Annotated in this window: 24 protein-coding genes; 16 read left to right on the top strand and 8 right to left on the bottom strand. The window is 72.3% G+C overall.

What is annotated here, in order from left to right; genetic code table 11:
* Positions 1-7 precede the first annotated feature (7 nt).
* Complete coding sequence (locus OHA72_RS46425) at positions 8-961, top strand: SDR family NAD(P)-dependent oxidoreductase (protein ID WP_327002498.1); 954 nt, start codon at positions 8-10, stop codon at positions 959-961.
* A 6-nt stretch (positions 962-967) separates the two neighbouring features.
* Here OHA72_RS46425 and OHA72_RS46420 read toward each other — a convergent pair whose 3' ends face one another.
* Genes OHA72_RS46420 through OHA72_RS46410 form a run of 3 tightly spaced genes read right to left on the bottom strand, consistent with a single transcriptional unit; the run spans position 968 to position 4,230 of the window.
* A complete protein-coding gene (locus tag OHA72_RS46420; RefSeq protein WP_327002497.1) occupies positions 968-1,759 on the bottom strand; it encodes an enoyl-CoA hydratase-related protein in 792 nt (263 codons plus the stop codon).
* A 29-nt stretch (positions 1,760-1,788) separates the two neighbouring features.
* Positions 1,789-3,000 carry an acetyl-CoA C-acetyltransferase gene (locus OHA72_RS46415; RefSeq protein WP_327002496.1) on the bottom strand — a complete coding sequence of 404 codons (1,212 nt, stop codon included), beginning with the start codon at positions 2,998-3,000 and terminating at the stop codon, positions 1,789-1,791.
* Positions 3,001-3,027: 27 nt separating this feature from the next.
* Positions 3,028-4,230, bottom strand: a complete 1,203-nt coding sequence (locus tag OHA72_RS46410; RefSeq protein ID WP_327002495.1) for a CoA transferase — start codon at positions 4,228-4,230, stop codon at positions 3,028-3,030.
* A gap of 111 nt (positions 4,231-4,341) precedes the next feature.
* Between OHA72_RS46410 and OHA72_RS46405 the strand changes: the two genes are divergently transcribed.
* The 5 genes from OHA72_RS46405 to OHA72_RS46385 are packed head-to-tail and all read left to right on the top strand — an operon-like array spanning position 4,342 to position 9,677.
* Positions 4,342-4,887 carry a flavin reductase family protein gene (locus tag OHA72_RS46405; RefSeq protein WP_327002494.1) on the top strand — a complete coding sequence of 182 codons (546 nt, stop codon included), beginning with the start codon at positions 4,342-4,344 and terminating at the stop codon, positions 4,885-4,887.
* Positions 4,884-6,395 (top strand): 4-hydroxyphenylacetate 3-hydroxylase family protein, encoded by a 1,512-nt coding sequence (locus tag OHA72_RS46400; RefSeq protein WP_327002493.1) that lies wholly within the window; start codon positions 4,884-4,886, stop codon positions 6,393-6,395. Before OHA72_RS46405 ends, OHA72_RS46400 begins: the two co-directional genes overlap by 4 nt.
* On the top strand, positions 6,392-7,762 hold the full coding sequence (locus tag OHA72_RS46395) for a UbiD family decarboxylase (RefSeq protein WP_327002492.1): 1,371 nt from the start codon (positions 6,392-6,394) through the stop codon (positions 7,760-7,762). The genes OHA72_RS46400 and OHA72_RS46395 overlap by 4 nt, the downstream gene beginning before the upstream one ends.
* Positions 7,759-9,213 carry an aldehyde dehydrogenase family protein gene (locus tag OHA72_RS46390; protein WP_327002491.1) on the top strand — a complete coding sequence of 485 codons (1,455 nt, stop codon included), beginning with the start codon at positions 7,759-7,761 and terminating at the stop codon, positions 9,211-9,213. The genes OHA72_RS46395 and OHA72_RS46390 overlap by 4 nt, the downstream gene beginning before the upstream one ends.
* Positions 9,210-9,677 carry a hypothetical protein gene (locus OHA72_RS46385; protein ID WP_327002490.1) on the top strand — a complete coding sequence of 156 codons (468 nt, stop codon included), beginning with the start codon at positions 9,210-9,212 and terminating at the stop codon, positions 9,675-9,677. The genes OHA72_RS46390 and OHA72_RS46385 overlap by 4 nt, the downstream gene beginning before the upstream one ends.
* Positions 9,678-9,801: 124 nt before the next feature.
* Here OHA72_RS46385 and OHA72_RS46380 read toward each other — a convergent pair whose 3' ends face one another.
* Positions 9,802-10,551 carry a maleate cis-trans isomerase family protein gene (locus OHA72_RS46380; protein ID WP_327002489.1) on the bottom strand — a complete coding sequence of 250 codons (750 nt, stop codon included), beginning with the start codon at positions 10,549-10,551 and terminating at the stop codon, positions 9,802-9,804.
* Positions 10,552-10,624: 73 nt separating this feature from the next.
* Between OHA72_RS46380 and OHA72_RS46375 the strand changes: the two genes are divergently transcribed.
* The 7 genes from OHA72_RS46375 to OHA72_RS46345 all read left to right on the top strand — a co-directional run bounded on the left by OHA72_RS46375 (position 10,625) and on the right by OHA72_RS46345 (position 17,445).
* Positions 10,625-11,227 carry a MarR family winged helix-turn-helix transcriptional regulator gene (locus OHA72_RS46375; protein ID WP_327002488.1) on the top strand — a complete coding sequence of 201 codons (603 nt, stop codon included), beginning with the start codon at positions 10,625-10,627 and terminating at the stop codon, positions 11,225-11,227.
* A gap of 90 nt (positions 11,228-11,317) precedes the next feature.
* Positions 11,318-13,471: an MmgE/PrpD family protein gene (locus OHA72_RS46370; RefSeq protein ID WP_327002487.1), complete on the top strand. Its 2,154-nt coding sequence runs from the start codon at positions 11,318-11,320 to the stop codon at positions 13,469-13,471.
* Positions 13,468-14,115 carry a cysteine hydrolase family protein gene (locus OHA72_RS46365; protein ID WP_327002486.1) on the top strand — a complete coding sequence of 216 codons (648 nt, stop codon included), beginning with the start codon at positions 13,468-13,470 and terminating at the stop codon, positions 14,113-14,115. Before OHA72_RS46370 ends, OHA72_RS46365 begins: the two co-directional genes overlap by 4 nt.
* The gene (locus OHA72_RS46360; RefSeq protein WP_327002485.1) at positions 14,115-14,894 is read left to right on the top strand and encodes an SDR family NAD(P)-dependent oxidoreductase; all 780 of its coding nucleotides are present in this window, start codon (positions 14,115-14,117) and stop codon (positions 14,892-14,894) included. The genes OHA72_RS46365 and OHA72_RS46360 overlap by 1 nt, the downstream gene beginning before the upstream one ends.
* A gap of 13 nt (positions 14,895-14,907) precedes the next feature.
* The gene (locus OHA72_RS46355) at positions 14,908-15,783 is read left to right on the top strand and encodes a polysaccharide deacetylase family protein (protein ID WP_327002484.1); all 876 of its coding nucleotides are present in this window, start codon (positions 14,908-14,910) and stop codon (positions 15,781-15,783) included.
* Between the two features lie 29 nt (positions 15,784-15,812).
* On the top strand, positions 15,813-16,637 hold the full coding sequence (locus OHA72_RS46350) for an HpcH/HpaI aldolase/citrate lyase family protein (RefSeq protein ID WP_327002483.1): 825 nt from the start codon (positions 15,813-15,815) through the stop codon (positions 16,635-16,637).
* Positions 16,630-17,445 carry an HTD2 family dehydratase gene (locus tag OHA72_RS46345; RefSeq protein WP_327002482.1) on the top strand — a complete coding sequence of 272 codons (816 nt, stop codon included), beginning with the start codon at positions 16,630-16,632 and terminating at the stop codon, positions 17,443-17,445. Before OHA72_RS46350 ends, OHA72_RS46345 begins: the two co-directional genes overlap by 8 nt.
* Here the strand turns inward: OHA72_RS46345 and OHA72_RS46340 are convergent.
* Complete coding sequence (locus OHA72_RS46340; protein ID WP_327011790.1) at positions 17,423-18,628, bottom strand: acyl-CoA dehydrogenase family protein; 1,206 nt, start codon at positions 18,626-18,628, stop codon at positions 17,423-17,425. The two genes, OHA72_RS46345 and OHA72_RS46340, sit on opposite strands and share 23 nt — an antisense overlap.
* Positions 18,629-19,074: 446 nt before the next feature.
* Complete coding sequence (locus tag OHA72_RS46335; protein WP_327002481.1) at positions 19,075-19,446, bottom strand: hypothetical protein; 372 nt, start codon at positions 19,444-19,446, stop codon at positions 19,075-19,077.
* Between the two features lie 850 nt (positions 19,447-20,296).
* Between OHA72_RS46335 and OHA72_RS46330 the strand changes: the two genes are divergently transcribed.
* Positions 20,297-22,054: a GAF domain-containing sensor histidine kinase gene (locus OHA72_RS46330; RefSeq protein ID WP_327002480.1), complete on the top strand. Its 1,758-nt coding sequence runs from the start codon at positions 20,297-20,299 to the stop codon at positions 22,052-22,054.
* 131 nt (positions 22,055-22,185) lie between these two features.
* Here OHA72_RS46330 and OHA72_RS46325 read toward each other — a convergent pair whose 3' ends face one another.
* Both OHA72_RS46325 and OHA72_RS46320 read right to left on the bottom strand, forming a co-directional pair.
* Positions 22,186-22,455 carry a hypothetical protein gene (locus tag OHA72_RS46325; protein ID WP_327002479.1) on the bottom strand — a complete coding sequence of 90 codons (270 nt, stop codon included), beginning with the start codon at positions 22,453-22,455 and terminating at the stop codon, positions 22,186-22,188.
* Between the two features lie 423 nt (positions 22,456-22,878).
* Positions 22,879-23,322, bottom strand: a complete 444-nt coding sequence (locus OHA72_RS46320) for a hypothetical protein (RefSeq protein WP_327002478.1) — start codon at positions 23,320-23,322, stop codon at positions 22,879-22,881.
* Between the two features lie 179 nt (positions 23,323-23,501).
* Between OHA72_RS46320 and OHA72_RS46315 the strand changes: the two genes are divergently transcribed.
* On the top strand, positions 23,502-24,935 hold the full coding sequence (locus OHA72_RS46315) for a DJ-1/PfpI family protein (RefSeq protein WP_327002477.1): 1,434 nt from the start codon (positions 23,502-23,504) through the stop codon (positions 24,933-24,935).
* Positions 24,932-25,309, top strand: a complete 378-nt coding sequence (locus tag OHA72_RS46310; protein ID WP_327002476.1) for a response regulator — start codon at positions 24,932-24,934, stop codon at positions 25,307-25,309. The genes OHA72_RS46315 and OHA72_RS46310 overlap by 4 nt, the downstream gene beginning before the upstream one ends.
* The last annotated feature ends 55 nt before the right edge of the window (positions 25,310-25,364 follow it).

Raw genomic sequence — 25,364 nt, 5'->3', positions numbered from 1 at the left:
GAGTGGCATGAGTGGTCCGGAGCGCAGCGCGGGAACCCCTATGGGCCTGCTGGACAAGGTCGTCGCGATCACGGGCGCCGGGCACGGCCTCGGCCGCCGCGAGGCCCTCGAAGTGGCGGCGCTCGGCGGCAGCGTCGTGGTCGCGGAGTTCGACGCCGACGCCGGCGCCGCGGTCGTCAAGGAGATCGAGGCCGGCGGCGGGCGGGCCGTGCTGGTCGCCGGCGACGTGGCCGACACCGCTGTCGCCGACGCGATCGTGGCCGCCGCCGTCGACACGTTCGGCCGGCTCGACGCGGTGGTGAACAACGCGGGGTTCCTGCGCGACCGCACGTTCGTGAAGATGACGGCGGACGAGTGGGACGACGTGATCCGGGTGCATCTGCGCGGGCACTACGCGGTCGCGCATGCCGCGTGCGTGTACTGGCGCGACGCCGGCACCGGCGGGCGGCTCGTCGGCACGTCGTCGACGGCCGGGCTGCTGGGCAACTTCGGCCAGGCAAACTACGGCGCGGCGAAGGCCGGCATCGTGGCGATGTCGTCGATCATCGCCCAGGAGATGGCCCGCTACGGTGTGGTCAGCAACGTCGTGTGCCCCGCCGCGCGGACCCGGATGACGGCCGGCGCCTACGGTGAGATCGGCGGCGGCGACGGCTGGGACTTCTGGTCGCCGGACAACGTGGCGCCGATGGTGGCGTTCCTGTGCAGTGACGCGGCCGGGGCGATCTCCGGCAAGGTGTTCGGGGTGCAGGGTGACGTCGTGGAGCTCTACGAGCCGTTCACCAGCGTCGCGTTCATCCGCAACGATGAGCGCCGCTGGACCCAGGACGAGCTGGCCGCCGGGGTACCGGACCTGTTCGCGCAGGCCGGGCGGGACCCCGGGGCGGAGAACATGATGGCCCGGCTGCGGTTCTCGATGACCGACCGCAGCAAGCGGGCGGGTGGCGCCGCGGCGCGTGGCTGAGCCCCGCTACCGCCCGTGGAAGTCGGGTGGCCGCCTGGCGAGAAACGCGGCGGCCGCCTCGGCGGCGTCGGCGGAGCGGGCCGTGGCGACCTGACGGCGGGCCTCGGCGGCGAGGTGTTCGCCGAGCGGCACGCCGAGGGCGTCGGCGAGGTTCTGCTTGATGGCTGCGACGGCGAGCGGTGCGTGGGCTGCGCACCGCTCGGCGAGCGCGTCGACGGCGATGTCGAGCGCCGGGCCGGGCACGATCCGGTGCAGCAGCCCGTACCGCAGCGCCGCCTTCGCGTCGAGCTTCTCCGACAGCAGCAGCAGTTCCCTTGCCCGCGCCTCGCCCAGCAGGGCCGGCAGCAGCCAGGTGATGCCGTAGTCGCCGCTGACCCCGGCGTCGAGGTAGGCGGTACGCAACATGGCATGCTCGGCGGCGACCCGCAGGTCGCACGCGAGGGCCAGGGCGAGCCCGGCGCCGGCGCAGCCGCCGTTGATAGCGGCGATGCTCACCTGCGGCAGCGCGCGGATCGCCTCGGTGAGCCGCCCGCGCTCCAACTGCGCCCGCACGTCGTCCTCGACCGGCACGTCGTGGCGAGCGGCGGCGAACGCGTCGCCGGCCAGGTCACCGCCGACGCAGAACTGCCGGCCAGCGCCGGTGAGCACGACGACCCGCACGTCCCGGCAGGCCGCGACCTCGGCGACGACGTCGTGCAGCCGCGCGGCGAGGGCGTAGGTGACCCCGTTGCCGCGCTCGGGCCGGTTGAGCGTGATCCGGGCGACGCTGTCCTTGACGTCAAGCAGCACCTCGCTCATGCGGTCCCCTCCGCTGCGCTCCGGGCTACTCATGCGGCCACCCGCTCGAACAGTGCGGCCAGGCCCTGCCCGCCGCCGATGCACATCGTCGCCAGGCCGTACCGGGCGTCGTGGCGGTGCAGCGCGTACGCCATGGTGGTGAGGATGCGGGCGCCGGTAGCGCCGACCGGGTGGCCGAGCGCGATGCCGGAGCCGTGCACGTTGAGCCGCGCAAAATCGGCGCCGGTGAGCTCCCATTCCCGGGTGACGGCGAGGACCTGCGCGGCGAAGGCCTCGTTGAGCTCGATGAGGTCGATGTCGGTGAGTGTCAGCCCGGCGCGGGCCAGGACGCGGCGGGTGGCGGGGACCGGCCCGATGCCCATCACCTCGGGCGCGACGCCGGCGAGGGACCAGCCGGCGAGCCGCACGAGCGGGGTGAGGCCGAGTTCGGCCGCCCGCTGCGGGGTGGTGACGATGCAGACGGCGGCGCCGTCGTTCTGGCCGCTGGAGTTGCCGGCGGTGACGGTGGCGTCGGGATAGTCGCGGCCGAGCACGGGACGCAGGCGTGCCAGGGCGTCGACTGAGCTGTCGCGGCGTGGATGCTCGTCGGTGTCGACGGTCTGCGGTCCCTTTTTCGACGGTACCGTCACCGGCACGATCTCCTCGGCGAAGATGCCGGCATCCTGTGCCGCGACGGCCCGCCGGTGCGACTCCAGAGACAGCTCGTCCTGCTCGGTACGGGAGATGCCGTAGTGCCGCCGCAGGTTCTCGGCTGTCTCGACCATGCCGCCCGGCACGGGGTGGTCACGGCCGCCGGCGGTGGCGCGGGCCCGGGCCAGCCGGTCGACCAACGCGACGTGTTCGCCGGCGCCCCAGCGCAGCCCGGTGGCGTAGTGCTCGACCTGGCTCATGCTCTCCGCGCCGCCGGCGAGGACGAGGTCGCTGGCGCCGGTCTGCACCTGCATCGAGGCGGTGAGGATCGCCTGCAGCCCTGAGCCGCAGCGGCGGTCGACCTGGGCGCCGCCGACGGTCTCGGGCAGCCCGGCGTCGAGGGCGGCGACCCGGCCGATCGCCGGTGCCTCGCCGCTGGGGCTGCATTGGCCGAGGATGACGTCGTCGACCGCGGCCGGGTCCAGGCCGGTGCGTTCGATCACGGCGCGGATGACGGTCGCGGCCAGTTCGGCCGCGGGGACGTCGCGCAGGATGCCGCCGAAGCGGCCGATCGGGGTGCGCAGCGGGGCGCAGATGACGGCGTCGTACATCCGTCGACCTCCTTGTGGTGTGGCACGTCAGGCGACGGTGCCCGAGTCGATCAGCTGGTCGATGTCGGCGGGGGTGCGGCCGAGACTGGTGAGCACCTCGCGGGTGTGTTGGCCGAGGCAGGGCGCGGGATGCGGGCCGCCGAGGGTGCGACCGCCGCCGGTGATGGGGGAGCCGGGGGCCAGGTGTGGTCCGACGCCGGGCTGGTCGAGCACGTCGAAGAGCGGCCCGGCCAGCAGCTCGTCGCGGCCGTCGGTGACGATCTCGCGGAATGTACGGAACCGCGACCACAGCACGGACGTGGGGCGCAGCGCCGCCTCGGCCTCGGCGGTGCTCCGCGCGGCGAACCAAGGCTGCAGCAGCGCGTCGAGGAGGCGTTGGTGGCGGTACCGCTCCTCCTCGCGGGTGAAGTCGGTGCCGAGCGCCGCCTCGACGGCGTGGGCGGCGGCGGTGAGGCCGGTCGTGGTGAGCAGGTCGTTCCAGTGCCGGGCGGTCAGCGCGACGATCATCAGGTGGCCGTCGCGGGTGGCGAACGCGTGACCGTACGTGCCGTAGACGGCGTTGCCGACGCGGGGGCGGCCGACGCCGGTGAGCTCGGCTTCGGCGAGGTAGCCGAGGTTGCCGGCGGTGGCGAGGGCGACGTCGTCGAGGCCGATGACGAGGTGCGCGCCGCGGCCGGTCGTGGTGCGGTCGTGCTGGGCGGCGAGCAGCCCGACGGCCGCGTAGAGTCCGCAGGCGACGTCCCAGGCGGGCAGGACGTGCCCGGTCGGCTCGGACGTCTCGGGTGTGCCGGTGGCGAGCGGGAACCCGGCCGCGGCGTCGGCGGTGTAGTCGACGGAGCCGCGGCCGCCCCGCGCACCGGCCACCTGGACATAGATGAGGTCGTCGCGGGTCGCGCGCAGGTCCTCGTAGCGTTGCCCGGGCCGGCTGCCGGCGTTGGTCAGCACGGTGCCGGCGCCGGCGACGAGCTCGGCGAGCAGCCGCCGGCCCTGCGCGGCGCGTAGGTCGAGTGCGATGGAGCGTTTGCCGCGGTTGAGGCCGGTCCAGTAGAGGCTGGCGCCGCTCGGGGCGAGGGGCCACCGGTGCCGGTCGGGACTCCCGCCGAGTGGGTCGACGCGCAGCACGTCGGCGCCGAGTTGGGCCAGGGTCAGGCCGCCGAGCGGTCCGGCGACGTAGCTTGCCAGCTCGATCACGCGCAGCCCTTGCAGTGGCCCGTTGCTGGTGTGGTTCATGGGTTCCTCGCTCGCGACCGGAAGGAAAGGTCTTGGTTACTGTACCTAGGTAAGCTAGTCTTATACCAGACCTAGAATACGGGAGTCGCTGTGACGATGACACCGGCCGGCTTGACGCCGGACAGTTTCAAGGAGGCGATGTGCCGCTACGCGTCGGGAGTCACGCTCATCACGGTCCATGACGCCGACGGTGTGCCGGTCGGCATGACGGCCACCGCGTTCAGCTCGGTGTCCAGCGAGCCGCCCCTGGTGCTCATTTGCGTGCACGGTGCGACCAGGACCTACGAGCGGGTGCTGCGCTCGGGTTACTTCGGCGTCAACCTGCTCGGGGTCGACGCCGGGCCGATCGCGGAGCACTGCGCGCGGCCCGGCGGGTCCAAGGTGCTCCCGCCGGAATGGCTCGTTGACGATCCACAGTGGACAGCACCGGCGGTGGCCGGCTCGCTCGCCTTCGTCGACTGCGAAACCTACCGGCACTTCCCGGCCGGCACCCACCACGTCATCGTGGGACGGGTGCGCGGCATTGGGCTGGGCCTGGCTCCCGATCCCGGCCCGCTGGTGCACTACCAGCGCGGCTACCAAGCCTTGCACCCGTTACAGGAGACGACGCGCATGCCTTTCACCGCCCCGCTCACCGCCAACGGGAGCACCCGATGACCCGTAGCGGCGAACAGTACCTCGAGGGGCTGCGCGACGGCCGCCAGGTCTTCATCGACGGCGAGCTCGTCGGCGACATCACCCGGCACCCGGCGTTCAAGGGCGCCGTGCGTTCCGTCGCCGCGCTCTACGACACCGTCGACGACAAGGCCAACCGCGACCAGCTCACGTTCGCCTCGCCGGCCACCGGCGAGCCGGTCAGCCTCGCCCACCTCATCCCGCGCTCGTCGGCGGACCTGACCCGGCGCCGGATCGCGCTCAAGACGATGGCGGAGCAGACCTACGGCCTGATGGGTCGCGGCCCGGAGCACGTGGCCGGGTTCATGGCCGGGTTCGCCGGGCACTCGCATGTCTTCGCCGCCGGCGGCGAGCACTTCGCCCGCAACGTCGAGGCGTTCCACGCCAAGGCCCGCGACGAGGACCTGTACATGACGTACACCATCCTCCCGCCGCAGATCGACCGCTCGAAGCCCGCGCACCTGCAGGCCGACCCGCACCTCTACGCGGGCGTGGTGGCCGAGCGCGACGGCGGAATCGTGGTGCGTGGCGCGCAGATGCTCGGCACCGGCACCGCCATCTCCGACTACGTCTATCTGAGCAACATCGCGCCGCTGCAGCCCGGCGACGAGGCGTACGCGCTCGCCGCGATGATCCCGGTCGGCGCGCCCGGCGTGAAGATCTACGCCCGTCGCTCCTACGCCGCGGCCTCCTCCAGCCTGTTCGACTACCCCGTCAGCGCCCGCTTCGACGAGACCGACTCGCTGCTCGTCTACGACGACGTGTTCGTGCCGTGGGAGCACGTGTTCGCCTACCGCAACATCGACGTCGTCAAGCGCCAGTGGTTCGCCACCGCCGGGCACCTGCTGGGCAACAACCAGGCCCAGATCCGGTTCTGGACCAAGCTGGAGTTCCTGGTCGGCCTCGCACACCGGGTCGCGGAGATGAACGGCTCGGTCAACCTGCCGCCGGTCAAGGGTGCGCTGGGTGAGATGGCCGCGCAGGTCGCCACCGTCACCGGGCTGGTGCTCGCCCAGGAGCAGCACGCGACCGTCGACGAGCACGGCGTGGCCTGGCCCGGGCGCGCCGAGTGCTTCGCCAACATGGCACTGCAGCCCGACCTGTACGCCAAGCTGCTGGTGATGATCCGCGACCTGTGCGGCGGCGGGCTGATCCAGCTGCCGTCCTCGGCCAACGACTTCGCCAACCCGGCGATCGCTGCCGACGTGAACCGGTTCGTGCAATCTCCGGGATATCCCGCCACGGAGCGCGTCAAACTGCTCAAGCTGGTATGGGACATGGTCGGCTCGGAGTTCGCCAGCCGCCACCACCAGTATGAGATGTTCTACGCGGGGGCGCCGTTCGTGGTGAAGATGCGCATGTACGACGCCTACGACTTCGGCGCGGGTAGCCGGCTCGTCGACACGATGCTGGCCAGCTACGACCTGAGCGGGCTGCGCGACACGGCGCTCCCGCCGGCCGGCGACGCGCTCGACCCGGTGCGGAGGTGACCTTGGGGCAGGACCTGCGGGGCGCGTTCGAGACCCTGCGGCGGCACGGCAAGGCCGTCGTCGTCTCCGAGCCGGTCGGCTGGGAGTACGAGGCGGCGGCCGTGCTGTGGGAGCTGGCGCACGGCCCGGCGGTCCGCTTCGACGACGTGCCCGGCTACCGCGTTCCGCTGGTCGGCAACCTGCTCAATACCCGCGACAAGCTCGCCTGCGTGCTCGGCGTGGACGACGAGCGGCTCGGCGAGGTGCTCGCCGCCGCCCTCGACGCGCCGGTCCCGCCGGTGGTCGTCGACGAGGGCCCCTGCCAGGAGGTCGTCCTCACCGACGGCATCGACCTGACCGCGCTGCTGCCGATCCCGGCGATCAGCGAGCGCGACGGCGGCCGGTACCTCTCCGCCGGCGTGCTGCTGTGCGCCCCGCCCGGCGGCGGCCGGCAGAACCTCGCCATCGCCCGGCTCCAGGTGCAGGGCCCGGACCGGCTCGGCGTCAACTTCGCGCCCACCCACTCCTGGCAGTTCCTGCAGGAGTGGTGGGCGCGCGGGGAGCCGATGCCGGTGGCGGTCGCGCTCGGCTGCCACCCGGCCGTCGTGGCCGCATCGCAGCTGCTCGTGCCGTTCGACGAGGCGCACGCCGCCGGGGCGCTGTTCGGCGAGCCGCTGCGGATGGTCCGCGGCCGCACGGTCGACGTCCTGGTCCCGGCCGAGGCCGAGATCGTCGTCGAGGCGCTGCTGTACCCGGGCGACCGTGCCCCGGAGGGTCCGTTCGGCGAGTTCCCCGGCCTGTACGCGCCGATGCGCGACAACCCCGTGCTGCGGGTCACCGCGGTCACCCACCGGCGCGACCCGTGGCTGACGATGATCGTCGGCGGCAACCACCCCGAGCACCTCGTCACCGGCGCCGTCGCGCGCGAGGCGACGCTGCTGCGGGCGGTCCGCGCGGTCGTGCCGAGCACCCGCCGCGTGGTGCTCACCGAGGCCGGCAGCTGCCGCTTCCACGCGGTCATCGCGATCGAGCAGCGCAACCCGGGCGAGGCCCGCCTGGCGATGCTGGCTGCGTTCACCACGCAGGACCTCATCAAGCACGTCACCGTCGTCGACGACGACATCGACCCGGCGGATTCCCGGCAGGTCGAGTGGGCGGTCGCCACCCGGATGCGGGCCCACGAGGACCTGCTCGTGGTGCCCGGCATGAAGTCCAACCCGGTCGACCCGATGTCCGTCGGCCGGACCATCTCCAAGCTCGGCATCGACGCGACCCGCCCGCTGGGCGCCGACCCGGAGCGCTCGATCATCGTCGACGTGCCGGCCGGTGCCCGCGACCAGGTCCGCGCCCGCTGGTCCGAGCTGTTCCCCGATACGGGTGCGTCATGATCGATCCGCAGAACGTCCGGGACCGGATCGCACCCCGCATCCTGGTCGCCGGGGAGCCGGTCACCGGCCTGCGCCACGCGCCGACGATCGACCCGTCGACCGGCTCGCCGCTGGCCGACGTGCCGGTCGCCGACGCCGCCACCGTCGACCGTGCCGTGCGGGCCGCGGCCGCCCAGCCCGCCTGGCGCGACCTCGGCGTGCCGGGCCGCCGCCGGCTGCTGGAGGCGCTCGGGGCCGCCGTCCGTGAGCACCGTCACGAGCTGGCGATGCTCGACGCGCTGGACGGCGGCAACCCGTACCCGGCGATGCTGTCCGACGTCGAGCGCTGCCTGCACCAGTTCGTCACCTGGCCCGCCGTGGCCGGGATGACCGGCGGCGCCACGATCCCGATCGACCCGCGGGACCTGCACTTCACCGAATACGAACCGTTCGGCGTGGTGGCCCGCATCGTCGCCTACAACCACCCGGCGTATTTCGCGATCAAGGCGATGCTGCCCCCGCTGGTGATGGGCAACGCCGTGGTGCTCAAGCCGGCCGAGCAGACCCCGCTGTCGGCGCTGCGGCTGGCCGAGATCGCCCAGTCGGTGCTGCCGCCGGGCGTGTTCACCGTCGTCACCGGCGGCGCCGAGGCCGGCGCCTCGCTGGTCGGCCACCCGCTGGTGCGGCGGATCGGCTTCACCGGCAGCGTCGCCACGGGCCTGGCGATCCAGCGGGCCGCGGCGGCGAGCGCGGTCAAGCACGTGTCGCTGGAGCTCGGCGGGAAGAACGCGATGATCGTGTTCCCCGACGCGCCGGTCGAGGCCGTCGCCGACGCCGTCGTGGCCGGCATGAACCTCGACAGCTGCGCTGGGCAGTCGTGCGGCTCCACGTCGCGGGTCTTCGTCCATGAGGACGTCCACGACGCCGTGGTGGACGCCGTGACGCAGCGCATCGCCCGTTTCGTGCCGGGTGTGGCCTATCTCGGCGGCACCGCCATGGGCCCTCTCGTCTCCGCCGCCCACCGCGACCGGGTGGCCGGCTACGTCGCCGCCGGTCGCGGCGAGGGCGCCCGAATGGTCGCCACGGGCGCGGATCCCGGTCTGCCGGGCGGGTTCTTCCAGCCGCCGGTGCTGTTCGACCGGGTCGAGCCGCACATGCGCATCGCCCGTGAGGAGATCTTCGGCCCCGTCGTGTCCGTCCTGCGCTGGTCCTCGGTGGACACGGTGCTGGCCCAGGCCAACGCGGTCGAGTACGGCCTCACCGGTGCCGTGTGGACCAACGACCTGCAGCAGGCGATGCGGGTGGTACGCGGCCTGCACACCGGCTACGTCTGGGTCAACGACGTGAGCCGGCACTACTGGGGCCAGCCGTTCGGCGGTGTCAAGGACAGCGGTCTCGGCCGCGAGGAAACGTTGGACGAGCTCCGCACGTACGCCGAGGTGAAGGCGGTCAACATGAGGACACGCTGGTGATCACGCTGCTGCGCGGCCCGGTCGGGACGCTGCCGCTCGTCGAGCGCTGGATCTCCGTCGACGACCCGGCCGACGGCCTGGCCCTGGTCCCGCACGATCCTGTCGACGGCGGCCCGCTGTGCGAGGTGCGCGCCGACTCCGGCCCGGCCACCCCCGGCGCCTACCTGCTGATGGTGAGTTTCGCGGTGCCGCCGTCGGGGCTGGCCCAGTTCGACGACTGGTACGACACCGAGCACGCCCCGCTGCTGCTGGCGGCCCCGTCGTGGCTGCGCGTCCGTCGCCTGCTCGCCAGCGACGTCCCGCCGGGGGAGCGCAACTGTTTCGTGCTGCACGAGCTGGCCGACCTGCAGGTCCTCGACGGACCTGAGCGCGCCGCCGCTCAGCGCGGCCCCAAGCGGGCGGAGGTGGCGGCCCGGCCCTGGTACGCCACCTCTCGCCGCTGGACGTTCACCCCGCTGCGGTAGCCAGATTCTCCGGGGCACCCCCGCCTATGACGAAGGTCAGGACCGGTCATCCAGGTGGCCGGTCCTGACCTTCGATCTGTGTATCGGGCGCAGCCCGGCGCCGCCGCGGCAGTGCAGCGGCGGGTCAGAAGTCGCGGAGGAGGAAGCCGGCGTCGGCGCGGCGGTCGGGGATGCCCGCCTCGCGCAGGGCGTGCCAGACCGTGGCGGCGTTCATGGCGATCGTGGGGACACCCAGCCAGTGCTCGGCCTCGGCGGCCAGCGCCACCGCGCCCAGGTTGGTGCCGACCACCACAATCGCGTCGGGGCGGTGCGTCGCCAGCGTGCGCAGGCCGGCGATGACCTGGCCGGGAGTCGTCTTTGCGATGTCGGTGGCGGAGGTGCGACGCAGGCTCTTGACGTGCACCACATCGAAGCCGCAGTCCCGCAGGTACTGGCTGGTCAGCTGGTCCGATTCGGGCTGGTAGGGCGTCAGCACGGCGATGCGGGTCGCGCCGATGCGCTGCAGGCCGGCGATGACCGCGGCCGGGCCGGTGGTGACGGGCAGGCCGGCCTTCTGGGCGACGGCGTCGACGAACTCGGCGCCGCCGCGCACGCCGCGCCGCATCACCTCGGCCGACATGGCGATGACGATGCGGTCGGGGGCCAGGGTGAGCACATCGCGCAGGGCCACGTCGAACGACGCTTCCATCTGGTCGAGCAGGTCCTTGGCGGCGGCGTCGGAAGCCATCGACGGCCGGGATATGTATGCGCGCCCGGCGTGGAAGGTCACGCCGGGCGGGCAGAGCATGGCAAGGTCATGCTCGACCATGATGTTGGTCGACGGAATGATGACGCCCCACTTATTGCGGATCGCTGTCGGAGGTACCATGGCCATCAGCGTAATGATCCTGGGTACTTATTCCTAGTGTGATACTTGAGGCTCCAACGGGCCGGTGAAGGGGACGCACGTGAACGAGACCGAGATCGCGCTGGCTGCCTGGGTGCAGAACGGCCAGGAGCAGGTCACCGATCAGAAAACGTACGTACAGGCCGTCGCTGCCGCCCGCTACGTGATCCGCAAGGTGATCCGCATCGTCGACGACGCGGCCCGCGACCACGGGTTCGACCCGCTGGCGCACCAGGCGCTGATCCAGATCTTCGGCGTGATGGACGAGCCGCTGACGGTCAGTCAGCTGGCGGAGCGTCTCGACGTGGTCCCGGCGTTCGCCTCGCGCCTGGTCCGGGACCTGGAGCGGCGCGGACTGGTCGAGCGGCAGCGCACCGACCAGGACAAGCGGATGACCCGCGTGGTCGCCACCGCCGAGGTCGGCCCGGTCCTTGCCGGCATCAACGAGCAGGTCCAGGCCCACGCGGGGCTGTTTCACCGCCAGCTCTCTGAAGACCAGCGTCAGGCGGCACTGGTGGTGCTGGCGTTCTTCGTGGGGATCAAGGCCGGATCGCCCGTGGGGGAGAGTCTGCGGGCCAGCTTGCAGCTCGCGCCGGTCGAGGAGGCCACGGTAAAGCCCGGCGGCCGCACCGCGCGGGCGGCGTCTGCCCGAGGCGCCGCCTGAGCGGCGCTGTGACCGACCCGTCCTGGACGCGACGTCCCCAAGTAGTTAACCTCACTTAAGCACTGTAGTTGAGTGTTAGGGGTTGGGGTCGTGCTCGCATCATCGTTCGCCGATCGCGCGCTGCGCACCTGCGCCGCGCCGGTCGACGCGTCCGCACTGGCCGCTGCGAAGGCGGCCCTCGCGTCGGCCGGCGCGAGGACCGGCGCGAGGGCCGCGCCGGCGCTGCACCGGATCGCGGCACAGGCGCCGTACGGCCCGGACATCACCGACCCGCTCACCACCGCCCTGCTGGCCGCGGCACTGCCCGAGGACCGGCACCGCCAGGACGGGTCCGCCGGGGCGGCGTGGGCGTGGCGCGTGTGTGCTGCGGCCGCCGCCGGGGTGGACGCGCCCCGGCCGGCCGCCACCCGCGATCCCGCCGGCGCCGGATGTGATCCCGCCCTGGCCGTGCTCATCGGCGCGGAACTGGCCGTGCGGCTCGCCGCCGCGCTCGGGCCCCGCCACGCGGCCGTCTGGGATCCGGCGGGCAGTGTCGGCGTGCTCGGGGCGGCCGTGACCGCATGCCTTGCCGGTGGAGCCACACACGGCCGGCTGACCACGTCGCTGTGCATCGCGGCCAGCCTCACCGGCGGCCACCGGTTGCACGACGGAACGCCGCTGGGCGACCTGACACCGGGTTTCGCCGCCGCCGCGGGCGTGCTCGCCGCGGCACTGGCCGGCCATGGCGTCACGGCGTCGCCGACCGCGCTGGAGGGGCCACGCGGCCTGCTGTTCGCGTACGGCGACCGGGCCGCCGCGGCCACCCTGCTGGAGGGCTTCGGCACCGTCTGGATCGCCCTGGAACCCCAGCGCCACGCGGCGCTGGTGCCCGCCGAACTTGTCCCCGTCGAACCCGCCCCCGTCGAACCGGTCGCCGGTGCGGATCTCGCGGCGCGGCTGGCCGCCTTCACCAGCGGGCTCGACCTCGACACCGTGCCCGAGAGCGCCCGCCACGCCGGGCGGCGCGCCCTGGCCAACGTCATCGGCCTCGCCGTCGACGCCGCCGACCACCCCGCCGTGCTGGCCGTCGCCGACACCCTCCGCGACCTCGGGCTGCGCGGCGGCGTGCCTGTCGCCGGGCGTGGCGAGACCGTGTCCGGATACGCGGCGGCGCTGCTCATGGGGTACGCCATGCACGTCGAGGACTTCGACGACACGCACCTGCGCACCGTGTTGCACCCCGGCGCCCCGGTCGTCGGCGCCGCCCTCGCCGCCGCGGCCGTCGTGGACGCCGACGGCCGGGACGTGCTCGCCGGCGTGGTGGCCGGGATCGAGGTCGGCAGCCGGGTCGGCATCGCGCTCGGGCCCGGGCACTTCGACCGCGGCTGGCACGTGACCGGGACCGCCGGGCACGTCGGCGCGGCCGCGGCCGCGGCCCGGGTGCTGCGGCTCGACGCCGAGCAGACCCGGCACGCCCTGGCGATCGCCGGCTCGCTCGCCGCTGGCGTCACCGAGCAGCTCGGCTCGATGACGAAGGCCATGCACGTCGGCCGGTCGGCCGCAGACGGGCTGCAGGCGGCGCTGCTGGCCCGTGCCGGGCTGACCGGTGCCGCCGACCCGTTCGGCGCGCCCGCCGGCCTCGCCGCCGCGCTCGCGCCCGCCTACGACCCGGGCGCCGCGCTGGAGCACCTCGGCGAGAAGTGGGAGGCCGAACAGAACGCCTTCAAACCGTACAGCTGCGGCATCGTCTCCCATCCGGTGATCGACGCGGCGATCGCGGCGCGGGACGCCGGGCTGCCGGCCGAGGACATCGAACGGGTCGTGGTGACGGTCCGGCCGGTGGTGCTGGAGGTGATGGGCGTGCACGAACCCGTGGACGGGCTGCAGAGCAAGTTCTCGGTGTACCACTGCTTCGCTGTCGGGATGCTCGACGGTGGGGCCGGCCCGGCGCAGTACACCGACGCGCGGGCGAGCGACCCACAGGTGGTCGGGCTGCGGCGCAAGGTCGAGGCGGTCACCGACCCGGAGATGCCGAAGGACGCGTGCCGCGTACAGGTGTGGCTGCCCGGCGGGGTCACCCATACGTTCACCGTTCGGCACGCCACCGGCAGCGTCGCCGCGCCGATGACCGACGCCCAGCTGGAGGCCAAGTTCCGGCTGCTTGCCGTGCCGGTGCTCGGCGACGACGGCGCCGCGCGACGCTGGCGGGCCGCGATGAGCGTCGACGGCCCCGGCGACGGCCTGCGCGAGCTGGTCCGGGCATGACGCCGCAGATCCTCGGCACCCTCGCGGAGAAGGTGCAGCCGGCGCACACCGCCCTCGTGCTCGTCGACATGTGCAACGACTTCCTCGACCCGCGCGGCAAGACCGCGACCCGCGGCGGCCGGTCCCTCGACCACGGCCGGCGGGTGATCCCGGCGATGCGCCGGCTGCTGACCGCGGCGCGGGCGGCCGGGCTGTTCGTGGTGCACGCGCAGCACACCACGCTGCCCGGGCACGCCAGCGACTCCGGCCCGTGGCTCGACGCGCGGTCGCGGGCCACGTTCTCCGTCACTGACCTGTGCGTGCAGGGCAGCTGGGGGCAGCGCATCATCGACGAGCTCGCCCCCGAGGGCGGTGACGTGGTCGTGCAGAAGTACCGCTACAGCGCCTTCGCCGGCACCAACCTGGACCTGCTGCTGCGGTCCGCCGGGGTGTGCACCGTGATCTGCGCCGGGGTCTCCACCAACGTGTGCGTCGAGGCGACCGCCCGCGAGGCGTTCAGCGCCGACTACTACGTCGTGCTGCCCGAGGACGCCTGCGGCTCTTGGTCGGTGCCGCTGCACGAGGCCGCGCTGGAGACGGCCCGGCACCGCTACGCCACCGTCTGCACCACCGACGAGCTCGCCGCGATCTGGAAGGACGCCTGATGGACCTGCAACTCGCCGGCCGCCTCGTCGCCGTCACCGGCGCGGGGGCGGGCATCGGCCGGGCCGCCGCCCTGCAACTGGCCGCCGAGGGCGCCCGGCTTGTCCTGGCCTCCCGCGACCCCGGCCGGCTTGAGGCGCTCGCCGCGCAGGCCCGTGAGGCCGGCGCGCCCGAGGTCACCGTCGTCGCCGCCGACCTGACCACGACCGAGGGCGTGGCCACACTGTCGGCCGCGGCAGCCCGCCACGCGCCGCTGTGGGGGCTGCTCGCCTGCGTCGGATCGACCCCGATCGGCACGTTCGACGAGATCGACGACGGCGCCTGGCAGTCGGCGTTCACCACGAAGTTCCTGGGTTCGGTACGGGTGATGCGTGCGGCAGCGGCGCTGATGCGCGACGGCGACGGGGGGCGCATCGTGCTCGTCGCCGGCAACGCGGCCCGTGACGCGCCGCCCGGCATGGTGACCTCGACCGCCATCAACGCCGCACTCGACGGCCTCGTCGCCAGCGGCGGCCGCTTCTTCGCGCCGCACGGCATCGGTGTCGCCGGGCTGCACCCCGGCCCGACCCGCACCGGCCGGTACACGGCACTGCTGGCCCACCGCGCGGCGACCGCCGGCGTCGACGAGGCCACGGCGGCGGCGACCCTCAACGCACAGATTCCCACCGGCCAGCCGGCCGAGCCCGGCGATGTTGCCGCGGCGGCCGCGTACCTGCTGTCGCCACGGGCGGCGCACATCGTGGCCACCAGCATCACCGTCGACGGCGGTCAGACCCGATAGGAGCATCGTCGCGATGACGTGGATACCGCACCAGCTGCCGGCGCAGCTGCCCCGGCTGACCGGCCCGGACGGCACCGACCTGGTGGTCATGCCGATCCTCAACGTGGAGTCGTGGCCCTTCGACCGGCCGATGCCACGCAAGCTGCTCACCGCCCCGCACGGCCGCGACAACGTGCCCGACGTGCCGAACTTCAGCTGGGTGGACTACGGCCTGCGGGCCGGCATCGAGCGGCTCGTGGACGGCTTCGCCGGCCGCGGCCTGCCGGTCGGGCTGAGCGTCAACGCGGCCATCCACACCGACTATCCCGCCGTGTTCGAGCTGTTGCTGGCCACCGGGTGGGAGTTCATCGCACACGGCGTACGCCAGGAGGCGGTGACCGGCGCCCCCGACGAACGCGCCGCGATCCAGGAGTCGCTGGACCTGCTCACCGCGAGCACCGGCCGGCGCCCGCGCGGCTGGATGGGCCCGGGTCTTGCCGAGACCGTCCACACCCCGCAGGTGCTGGCCGACCTCGGCGTGCGCTACGTGCTCGACTGGGCGGTCGCGGACCATCCACTGTGGATGAGCACCGCGCCGCCGCTGCTGGCCGTGCCGTACAACTTGGAGCTCAACGACAGCGTGGTGGTCGCAGTGGAGCACCAGCCGATGCCGGAATATGTGCGGCGGGTCCGTGACACCGTCGCGGTCCTCAAGGCCGAGGCCCGAGCCGAGCGCAGTGCCCGGGTCCTGGCGCTGCCGATGCACCCGCACCTGCTGGGCGTGCCGCATCGCGTCGGCGGCTTCTTCGACATCGTCGAAGAACTCGCCGCCGACCCGTCGGTCACCTTCGCCGGTCCGGGCACCGTGGCCGACTGGTTCACCGCCCAGGTCCCGGCGGCGATCGCATGAGCGGTCCGGAGCGTAGCGGAGGGGACGGCATGAGCGCGTTCGCCGACCGGATCGCCCGCGCCATGGGTGTGCTGTTCGTGCCCGGCGGCCGGCCCGAGCGCTTCGATCGCGCGGCCGGCACCGGCGCCCCCGTCGTCATCGACCTCGAGGACGCGGTCGCGCCGCCGGACAAGGCCGCGGCCCGGTCGGCGGCGATCGCCTGGCTGGCCGCCGGCAACCTGGCCGCGGTGCGGATCAACGCCGTCGGCACCGAGTGGCACGACGACGATGTCGCCGGACTGTCCACCGTGGACGCCGCGGTCATGCTGCCGAAGGCCGAGGACCCGGCGGCGATCGAGGCCCTCGCGGGTCGGCTGGGTCGTTCGCCGGCGGTGATCGCGCTTGTGGAGACGGCGGCCGGGGTGCTCGACGCGGCCCGGATCGCCCGTGTCCGCGGTGTGGCCCGGCTGGCGTTCGGCCACCTTGATCTTTCCGCTCAGCTCGGCGTCGACCCCGCGGACCGGGCGGCGCTGGCCACCTGCCGGCATACGCTGGTCCTGGCGAGCGCGGCGGCGGGCCTGCCCGGCCCGATCGACGGCGTCACCACCGACCTGTCCGACGACGCGCTGCTGGCCGACGACGTCACCTACGCTCGCAGCCTCGGCTTCACCGGCAAACTGTGCATCCACCCGCGGCAGGTCCCGCTCGTCGACGCCGCGTTCCGCCCGTCGGCGGACGAGATGGCCTGGGCGGCCAGGATCGTCGCGGCGGCCGCCGCCGGCGGGGCGGTCGTGACCGTGGACGGCCGCATGGTCGACCGGCCGGTCGTAGAACGGGCCCGCCGTGTGCTGGAGCGAGGAGGAGCCGGTGGCTGAGGTGCTGTTGCAGGCCGGCCCGGTGCAGGCGCTGGCCGCGCTGTTCGACACCGGGCTGCCCGCGCCCGGACCCGGTGACCCGCTGCCGCCGCTGTGGCACTGGGCCGCGCTGCCGGCGTGGCCGCCGGCCGGGGAGACCGGACCAGACGGGCACCCGCGGCACGTGACGCCGCCGCATCCGCCGGGCTTCCCGCGCCGCATGTTCGCCGGTGGCACCGTGCGCCTGCTCGCCCCGCTCACCGTCGGCTCGACGGTCGATCGCACCGTCGAGGTCCTCTCCACCACCCCGAAGTCCGGCCGTCAGGGCGAGTTCGTCCTGTCCACGGTGCAGACCCGGCTCACTCGCGAGGACGGGGTGCTGGCCGTGGCCGAGACGCAGGACATCGTGTACCGGCCGGCCTCGCCTCCGATCTCCGTGGCGCCGGTGCTGCCGGAGGCGTCCTCGGTCGACGCGCTGCTGTCGCCGGGCGGGCCAGGGGAGTGGGTGCTGCGCACCGACCCGGTGCGGCTCATGCGGTTCAGCGCCGCGACCGCCAACGGCCACCGCATCCACTACGACTTGGCCTACGCCATGGGCGTGGAGGGATACCCGGGGCTTGTCGTGCAGGGGCCGCTGATGACCCTGGCGCTGCTGGAGACCGTCCGCGTGCGCGGCGCCGGTCCGGTGAGCGAGGTGACCCACCGCAACGTGCGGCCGCTGTTCTGCGGCCAGGAGGCCCGCATCGCCGGCACCGACGAGCTGTCACTGTCCACGGTGGACGGTGTGCACGTGACCGCCTGCGTCGTCAACGGACTCCGTATTCCTTGAGCAGTCCACGGCTGATGATGGTCTTCTGGATCTCGCTGGTGCCTTCGCCGATGAGCAGGAACGGTGCTTCGCGCATCAGGCGTTCGATCTCGTACTCCTTGGAATAGCCGTAGCCGCCGTGGATGCGGAACGATTCCTGGACGACCTCGGCGCAGTACTCGCTGGCCAGGAGTTTCGCCATACCGGCCTCGACGTCGTTGCGCTGCCCGGAGTCCTTGAGCCGGGCCGCGCCGACCATCAGCGCGTGCGCCGCCTCGATCTTCGTGGCCATCTCGGCCAGCTTGAACGCGATCGCCTGATGCTTGACCAGCTGTTGGCCGAACGTCTGCCGCTGCTGCGCGTACCCGATCGCCAGCTCGAATGCCCGGATCGAGATTCCGCACGCCCGCGCCGCGACGTTGACCCGGCCGACCTCGATACCATCCATCATCTGATAGAAACCACGACCTGCCCCGCCCGGCCCGCCGAGCACCGCACCGGCGGGCACCCGCACATCCTGCAGGACCATCTCGGTCGTCTCGACGCCCTTGTACCCCATCTTCTCGATCTTCCCCGGGATGCTGAGCCCCGGCAGCGCTTCGTTCTCCCCGAAACCCGGCGCCTTCTCCAACAGGAACGTGGTCATGTTCCCGTACACCGACTCCGCCCCGAGATCGGTCTTGACCAGCGTCGCCACCACCGAGGAATGCGCACCGTTGGTCAGCCACATCTTCTGACCGTTGATCACATAACCGTCGCTGTCAGCCACCGCCTTCGTCCGGATCGCCGCCACGTCGGACCCGCAACCCGGCTCCGACATCGAGAACGCCCCACGAATCTCCCCCGCCGCCATCCGCGGCAACAAACTGGCCTTCTGCTCCGCCGAGCCGTGCTGCGCCACCAGGTACGCCACGATGAAATGCGTGTTCACGATCCCGGACACCGACATCCAGCCCCGCGACAACTCCTCCACCACCAGCGCGTACGTCAGCAGCGACTCACCCAGACCACCGTGCTCCTCCGGAATCGTGAGCCCGAACAGCCCCATCTCCCGCATCCCGTCCACAATGTCCGCCGGATACACATCACCATGTTCCAACCGCTGCGCATACGGGATGATCTCCTTGTCCACAAACGCTCGCACCGTCTCCAGAATCGACTGCTGCACATCGGTCAGACCGGGCGTCTGGGCCAGGCGGGCCATCGGCGGTGCCTCTTTCGTTGCGTGGAACGTCAGGTGCGCCAGAAGCGGCGCCACGCAACCGTATCGCCGCCATATGCTGGCCAGACACCCTTGTGGAACTTCTCACCGCGCAGCTGCGGCGGCATCCGAACGGGCCCCGGGACGCGGCACTGCAGTGGCGGGCGGGCGCCCTCGGGCCGGGCGTACTGCGTGCCGGCCAGAGGGCCTGTCGTCACTGCGGGAGCGTGAACTTCTGTGCGCCGCTGCCGTTGCAGTCCCAGATTTGTTGTCAATAGGCGGGGGTCGCTGCCGGGTACTTCGATGGCGGATCGCACCGCTCGCGGCGGCGAACTCACCGCCGCGGGACAGGCCGTAGGGAACCGTCCATAAAGGACGGACCGAACCGGTGCGTGGCGGCGGACGCTCGAGACCGTCGGTTGCGGCAGTCGGCCGGCGAAGTGATCAAATCACCGAAATGGGTGGGGGCTTGTCGGACCAGGCTTCCACCAGCGTTGCAGCCGCAACCATGGGGTCAGCCAGGCGCGTACCGCGCGGAGGGTCTTGGGCCAGCACAGGTGTAGTGCTGGCTGCGGCGGTGGAAGGCCCCTCTCTCCGGGGCTGTCGGGTGACGGGTCCGCGCTCGGTTCACTGGGAGTGTCGAGTGTGGACGGTTGATCGGAGTGGTGGTCGAACCAGGCCTTCCAGCAGAACGAGAACGCGCAGTGGACCAGGTTCTGCTGGCGCTCGATCGCGACGGCGGAGCGGACCTCGTGGATGTTGGAGATCAGGCCGAGGTCCACCAGGTCCCGGTCGCAGGGCTGTTCGTCGATGAACGTCATGACCGTCGCCGGGTCGGGTCGGTGAAGTCGGCCCGGGTCTCGGTGCCAGCCCGTGAGGCTGGTCCGTTTCCCCGGGCCGCTTCCCGAACCCGGCGTGCACCTTTCAATGCACCGGGCTCTCCACAAGACCCGATCGGGTCGGTGATGCTCCTCATCAGGCTGCTGGCCAGGGCGACGGGGTGATCGATCCGCGGTAGCGGCTCTGCCTGGAGCTGACCTTGGTCACGTACCTCGATGAGGAGGGCCTCGCCGCGCTGGTCGCCACTCGCCGGGAATGCGTCAAGGTCGGCTGCGGACTCACCCTCGTGGGGTCAACGCCATGTTGCACCAGCGGCTGGCACTCAGCGGCCTGACCGCTCTGTTCGGCCTGTAAGTCAGCGACAGGCGACCCAGAGACCCGTCCGGCCACATTCAAGGTCGACAGGCGGCAGGACGCGCTGCGCCTCTGCGACGGCGGCCTTCAGCTGGTCGAGCAGCATGGGGACCGGCCAGTTCTGCCCCGTCGATGTCGCGGCCCGCGAGGTACGCCAGGACGCTGCGTGACACCTGCAGCTGTGCCTCCACGAAACCAGCAGTGCCACGACTTCCGATTCGTCCCGCCGAACCACGAGATCAACCTACGAGGGCGACGTGGGTTCGGTGCCGCATCCACGATCTAACCTTGATGGTCGGGTGGGATGTTCTCCGAACGGCACCTCCCGCCGGCGGGAGGTGGCAAGCACGCAACGCGACACAGAACCGGACTAAAACAGGAAACTTGGCTAAAATAGTGCACATGAATGTCGGTTCGCTGTCCCGGCTGGTGCGACCGACACCCCCGCCCCTGGGGTTGGGGATCGCCGTTACAGTCGTGCTGATCGTGGCGGAGACCCTCCTGGTCTATCCGCTCCAGCAGGCCATGACACCGTTCTACCCGGGCATGATCTACATCGTCGGTGTGCTGGTTGCCTCGATGGTGTGGGGAATGCGGCTCGGGATGGCCACCGCGGTGGCGAGCACCGTGGCGTTCGTCTTCTTCCACGTCCAACCCGTCGAAACGTTCGGCGCCTCCGACGTGCCGCAAGTCGTCGGATTGGCGGTCCTGCTCATCGTCGCTGTGGCCATGAGCGCGGTGGCGGACCTGTCCCGGCTGCGCACCGTCCAGGCCGAGGAGTCTGACCTCACCGCCGAGATGGCCCGGCTGCTGCTGCACGCAGAGGACCTCCCCACGGTGCTGCCCGCGGTCGCGCAGTGCATCGCGCGATCGTTCAAGCTGCCGGACACGGCGATCCACCTCGCCGTCGTCCCCGGCGATGACCGGCACTCGGCGTTTCCGCTTCGCGTCGGCGCTGCCCCGCTTGGGACCCTGGTGGTGCCGGTCGACGTGCCCGAACGGACGATGCGGCAGCTGCGGGAGTCCGTTGTGCCGGCGTTGGCGTCGCTGCTGCACGCCGGCTGCGAACGTGCGGCCGTGTTGGATTCGCTGGAAGCGAGCCGGGAGCATCTGCGTCGGCTCGCCGCCGAGCAAGCCGCGTTGGGGCGGGTGGCGAAACTCGTGGCGGACGGTGGCCGTCCACCCGAGGTCTTCGACGCCGTCACAACAGAGCTGTACAGGCTGCTGGGTGAGTCCTACAGCACGTGGTTGTGCCGCTTTGAAACCGACGCCGCGGCCAGCGTTGTCTCGACCAGCGTGTCCGGCCTGAGCGCCGACCAACTGCGCCTGCCGGTCGAGGGCGACAACGTTCTGGCGCTGGTGCGGGACACCGGCTGTGCCGCCCGGATGGACAGCTTCGAAGACGCCGCCGGTCCCATCGGCGCGTTCGCCCGTGAGCTGAGCGTCCGGTCTGTGGTCGGGGTGCCGATCGTGGTTGAGGGGCGGCTGTGGGGTGTGGCGGGCGTCGGGTCGACCCGGCCCGAGCCGCTGCCGCCGGATACCGAGGCCCGCGTCGCGGCCTTTGTGGACCTTGCCGCCACCGCCGTCGCCAACGCCGACAGCCGGGCCGAGCTCGCCGCGTCCCGGGCCCGGTTGGTCGCCGCCGCGGACCAGGCCCGCCAGCGCATCGAGCGCAACCTACACGACAGTGCGCTGCAGCATTTCCTCGCCGTCGCGATGCAGTTCGGTGTCGTAAAGGCCAGCCTGCCGCCGGAGCTGGAGCAGACCAAGGCGGAGCTGTCGCGCGCCCTGTGCGGTCTGAACAATGCTGTGGACGACCTGCGGGAGATCTCCCAGGGCATCCATCCAACGCTGCTCGCCGCAGGCGGCCTGGCACCAACGCTGAAGGCACTGGCCCGCCGATCGCCGGTGCCGGTCGAACTCGACCTCCACACCTGCCCGCGCATGCCCCCGGTAGTTGAGACAGCCGCCTACCATGTCGTGTCCGAAGCGCTGACCAACGCGGCCAGACACGCCCACGCCACAGTCGTGCACGTGCAGGCGGCAACCCGGGACGGCACCCTGCACGTGTCGATCCGCGACGACGGCGTCGGCGGCACCGACCCGCACCGCGGGACCGGCATCACCGCCCTGCAGGACCGCGTCGAAGCACTCGGCGGACACCTCACCGTCACAAGCCCCACCAGCGGCGGCACCCTACTGCAGGCGGCCATCCCAACCACATCCGCCCCCTGAGTCCCTCCTGAGTAAGAACTCAGTTCAGAAAGAGTTGGCGGAGGCAGATCACTGAGCGGGCCAGGCTGCTGAGTGCTTGATGGACGTCGGCTCGGCGTTCGGTGCGCAGTCGCAGCGGACAGCGACCACGATCACGTCCGGCGGAAACCGGAGCCCGGCGGACCCGACCGCGGCGGCCACGACAGCTGGCGGGCTTTGAAACAGCGGCGAGCGCCCTCGTGCCGGTCAGTCACTGACATGGGGGGTGTTGCGTGGCCTTGAGACAGGCGGTAGCCGGCGACCGCCAGCCAGACCAGGCCGAGGAACCGGGCGATCGGCAGCAGCATTGCGGTCTGCGGCCAGATCAGCGAGACCGCGGCGAGCCCGGCCACGGCCGCGATGGCGACGCCGATCGCCGCCATCGACCTCAGCGCCAGCGATGTCGCGACGGTGATGTGCGGGCGGGAGGAGGACGGCCGCCCGGGTCCGCCCGCATTGGCAACTGGCACTGAACATGCTGATCAGCCCCGGCGTCGACCACACCTTCGACGAGGGAACGAACGTCGAGGCCATCCGCACCCACCTGGCCGGCTCTGTCGAAGCCGATGTGAAGCCTGGCGTGTAGTTGAATCCGCTACGGCATCTATGGATCCGGGGCCAGATCGGAGGTGTGGGCATGCGCGACCGTGACCTGTGAGCGCCAGGGCGATGCCGGCCCCTTGCGGCATCGCCCATCCAGCGTCGGATCCTGCTGTCGCGGACCGCGACCTGGGCTGATCGCCCAGGTCGCCGGCTGGCGCAGGCGACCGATCACAGGCCGGGGAGCTGGACGCGCTGCTGGATGGTCAGCGGTGGTGGTGGCCCAGGTATTCGTCGCGGTGGCGCAGCATGATCAGCAGCATCAGCGGAAACATCGCCGCGTGTTCGATCACCATCGCGGTGCCGGCCGACAGCAGGTCGAGCCGGACGAACGGCACCATCGCGACGCCGGGCACCAGCATGGCCAGGCTCATCTGCAGGTTGCTCGTCCAGCTGTGGCGCCGGATCGCCATCCAGGCGGCCATGCCGAGGGCCATCGTGGCGCCCATCTCCACGAGCGTCAGTTCGGGGAAACGCTCCATCGAGTAGTCGGCGCCGGACATGGCGAGGGTCACGCGCAGCGCGCCGCCCAGCAGCAGCATGCCGGCGAACATGGCCACCACCATTTCCACGTAGTGGCGGGCGAAACGGCCCCAGTTCGGCGACCGGCGCGCCGGTGCGGCGGCGCCGAGGTGTTCGGTCTTGTCCATGGTGGCAGTCTCGGCGCCGCCGGCTCCCGGGCGCCAGGTGTCGCGCGCACGACATCCACCGCCGTTGTGCATCCCGGGAGTGTGCGAAGTGCATGCCGCATTCGTGTCCTCGCCACTAGTTGCGGGCGCCGTGTCGTCGACAGACTCGACACCGTCGGCACAACGCGAGGGAGGACACCATGAGACTCGGGAAATGGCGCCGCCGGCTGCTGCGGATCGGCGTCTTCATCCTCGCCGTGGCGATGCCACCCACTCTGGTGGGCGTCACGAACGCCATCTCGTACAAGAACACCTTGTACGAGATGGCCGCCGATACGGCGGTGCCGGCGGAACTGCGGGACACGAAGCCGCCGGTCCACGATCCGGCCAAGCGCACGGTGGTGATCCTCCTGGGCAACCTGGGCGCCAACGTGGGCGACGCGCTGAACCCGTACGAGACCTTCGCCGCGACCGGGGCGTTCAACGTCTACACCGTCGCGCCGGAGCGCCGGCGGGTGCCGTTGCTCGGCGGTCTGGACATCGTTCCCGACCTCAGCCTCGCCGAGCTGGACAGCCAGCTCGCTGGCAAGGCGCCGGACGTGGTCGTGGTGCCGCAGACGCCACAGCCCGACCAGCCGGTCAACGCGCCGGTGCGGGAGTGGCTGGCACGCCAGGCCGGGCATGGTTCGCTGGTGCTCGGCGTGTGCATCGGCGTCGAGCTGGTGGCCGCGGCCGGGCTCCTGGACGGGCGGGATGCGACGTCGCACTGGTACCGGCTCGGCGCGCTGGAGGAGGCGTACCCGGGCGTCGGCTGGCGGCGGGGTACCCGCTACGTCGACGACGACATCATCACCACCGGTGGGGTGCTGTCCGGCATCGACGGCTCGCTGCGGGTCATCGAGCGTATGCTGGGCACCTCGGCGGCGACCGCCGCAGCGGCCGCGGTGGGGTGGCGGCACTACTCGCCCGGCGCTCCGGCGCCGCTGCCGGAGTCGACCTTCGGGCTTCGCGACACGGTCGCCGGGGTGAACCTGACGTTCCGGCCGAGACCCACCATCGGCGTGGTGCTGACCGACGGCGTCGGCGAGGTTGAGCTCGCCTCGATCTTCTGCACGTACACCGAGGCCGCATACGCCGCGCGCACGGTGGCGCTGGGCGCCGGGTCCACAGCACCGGTGCGCTCGCGGCACGGTCTGGTCTTCGTCCCGCGCGGCGACGCCTTCGCCGAACGCGGCCTGGACCGCCTCATCGTCCCGGGCGCCGGGGCTGCCGTCACGAAGCGGGCCGACCTTGACGCCCGCGCGCGCCGGTCGCTCGGCCTCGTACCGGAGTATCCGCACGCCCAGCCCGGCTTCGCCTTCGACGCGGCGCTGCGCGACATGGCCCGGACCGTCGACGTGCCGACCGCCCGGTGGCGGGCCAAGACCCTGGAGTACCCGCCGTCGGACCTCAAGGGCGTCACCGGACCGGGCTGGCCGTGGTGGGCCCTGCTGCTGCCGCTGCTCTACGGCCTCGGCGGCGTGGCCTGCGTCGGCGCGGTGTGGTGGGCCGTCGGGGCGCTCCGTCGCCGGCGCGGTGGCCGGGCCGAACGGACCGCGGAGGTCACCCGGGAGGCGGTCGAGGCGGTGCCGTGACGGCGATCAGGGTCCTCGTCGCTGAAGATTCGCAGGTGTACCGCCACACGCTGGTTGCAGTCCTGGAGCTGGAGGACGACCTGCAGGTGGTCGCCGCGCTGGCCTCGGGGGACCGGATCGTGCCGGTCGCCCGGGTCCTGGCGCCGGACGTCGCGGTGCTGGACCTGGACCTGCCCGGTGTCGACGGCTTGGCCGCGGCCGCGGCCCTGCGCGCCGCGCTCCCGGCCTGCCGGGTGCTGATCCTGACGGGCCTGGCGGTCGCCGGGATCGAGCCGCGGGTCCGGGCCTGCGGCGCCGCGGGCTACCTGTCCAAGGCGGCGTCCGCGGCCGACATCGTCGCGGTCGTGCGGCGGATCGCCGGCGGCCGCGCATGACCGCCACCGCCATCCGGTCGACACCGCCGGGACCGGTCCCCTCGTAACGACCGGT

This window comes from Dactylosporangium sp. NBC_01737 (assembly GCF_035963215.1).
Taxonomy (GTDB): domain Bacteria; phylum Actinomycetota; class Actinomycetes; order Mycobacteriales; family Micromonosporaceae; genus Dactylosporangium.
Note: the sequence above shows the minus strand (reverse complement) of the source record. Positions and strands in the feature narration are given on the sequence as shown.

Excerpts from the sequence above, each read along its gene's own strand:
- OHA72_RS46425 (WP_327002498.1), top strand. The coding sequence starts at position 8 with ATGAGTGGTCCGGAGCGCAGCGCGGGAACCCCTATGGGCCTGCTGGAC.
- OHA72_RS46420 (WP_327002497.1), bottom strand. The coding sequence starts at position 1,759 with ATGAGCGAGGTGCTGCTTGACGTCAAGGACAGCGTCGCCCGGATCACG.
- OHA72_RS46415 (WP_327002496.1), bottom strand. The coding sequence starts at position 3,000 with ATGTACGACGCCGTCATCTGCGCCCCGCTGCGCACCCCGATCGGCCGC.
- OHA72_RS46410 (WP_327002495.1), bottom strand. The coding sequence starts at position 4,230 with ATGAACCACACCAGCAACGGGCCACTGCAAGGGCTGCGCGTGATCGAG.
- OHA72_RS46400 (WP_327002493.1), top strand. The coding sequence starts at position 4,884 with ATGACCCGTAGCGGCGAACAGTACCTCGAGGGGCTGCGCGACGGCCGC.
- OHA72_RS46390 (WP_327002491.1), top strand. The coding sequence starts at position 7,759 with ATGATCGATCCGCAGAACGTCCGGGACCGGATCGCACCCCGCATCCTG.
- OHA72_RS46380 (WP_327002489.1), bottom strand. The coding sequence starts at position 10,551 with ATGGCCATGGTACCTCCGACAGCGATCCGCAATAAGTGGGGCGTCATC.
- OHA72_RS46365 (WP_327002486.1), top strand. The coding sequence starts at position 13,468 with ATGACGCCGCAGATCCTCGGCACCCTCGCGGAGAAGGTGCAGCCGGCG.
- OHA72_RS46360 (WP_327002485.1), top strand. The coding sequence starts at position 14,115 with ATGGACCTGCAACTCGCCGGCCGCCTCGTCGCCGTCACCGGCGCGGGG.
- OHA72_RS46355 (WP_327002484.1), top strand. The coding sequence starts at position 14,908 with ATGACGTGGATACCGCACCAGCTGCCGGCGCAGCTGCCCCGGCTGACC.
- OHA72_RS46350 (WP_327002483.1), top strand. The coding sequence starts at position 15,813 with ATGAGCGCGTTCGCCGACCGGATCGCCCGCGCCATGGGTGTGCTGTTC.
- OHA72_RS46340 (WP_327011790.1), bottom strand. The coding sequence starts at position 18,628 with ATGGCCCGCCTGGCCCAGACGCCCGGTCTGACCGATGTGCAGCAGTCG.
- OHA72_RS46335 (WP_327002481.1), bottom strand. The coding sequence starts at position 19,446 with ATGACGTTCATCGACGAACAGCCCTGCGACCGGGACCTGGTGGACCTC.
- OHA72_RS46325 (WP_327002479.1), bottom strand. The coding sequence starts at position 22,455 with ATGGCGGCGATCGGCGTCGCCATCGCGGCCGTGGCCGGGCTCGCCGCG.
- OHA72_RS46320 (WP_327002478.1), bottom strand. The coding sequence starts at position 23,322 with ATGGACAAGACCGAACACCTCGGCGCCGCCGCACCGGCGCGCCGGTCG.
- OHA72_RS46315 (WP_327002477.1), top strand. The coding sequence starts at position 23,502 with ATGAGACTCGGGAAATGGCGCCGCCGGCTGCTGCGGATCGGCGTCTTC.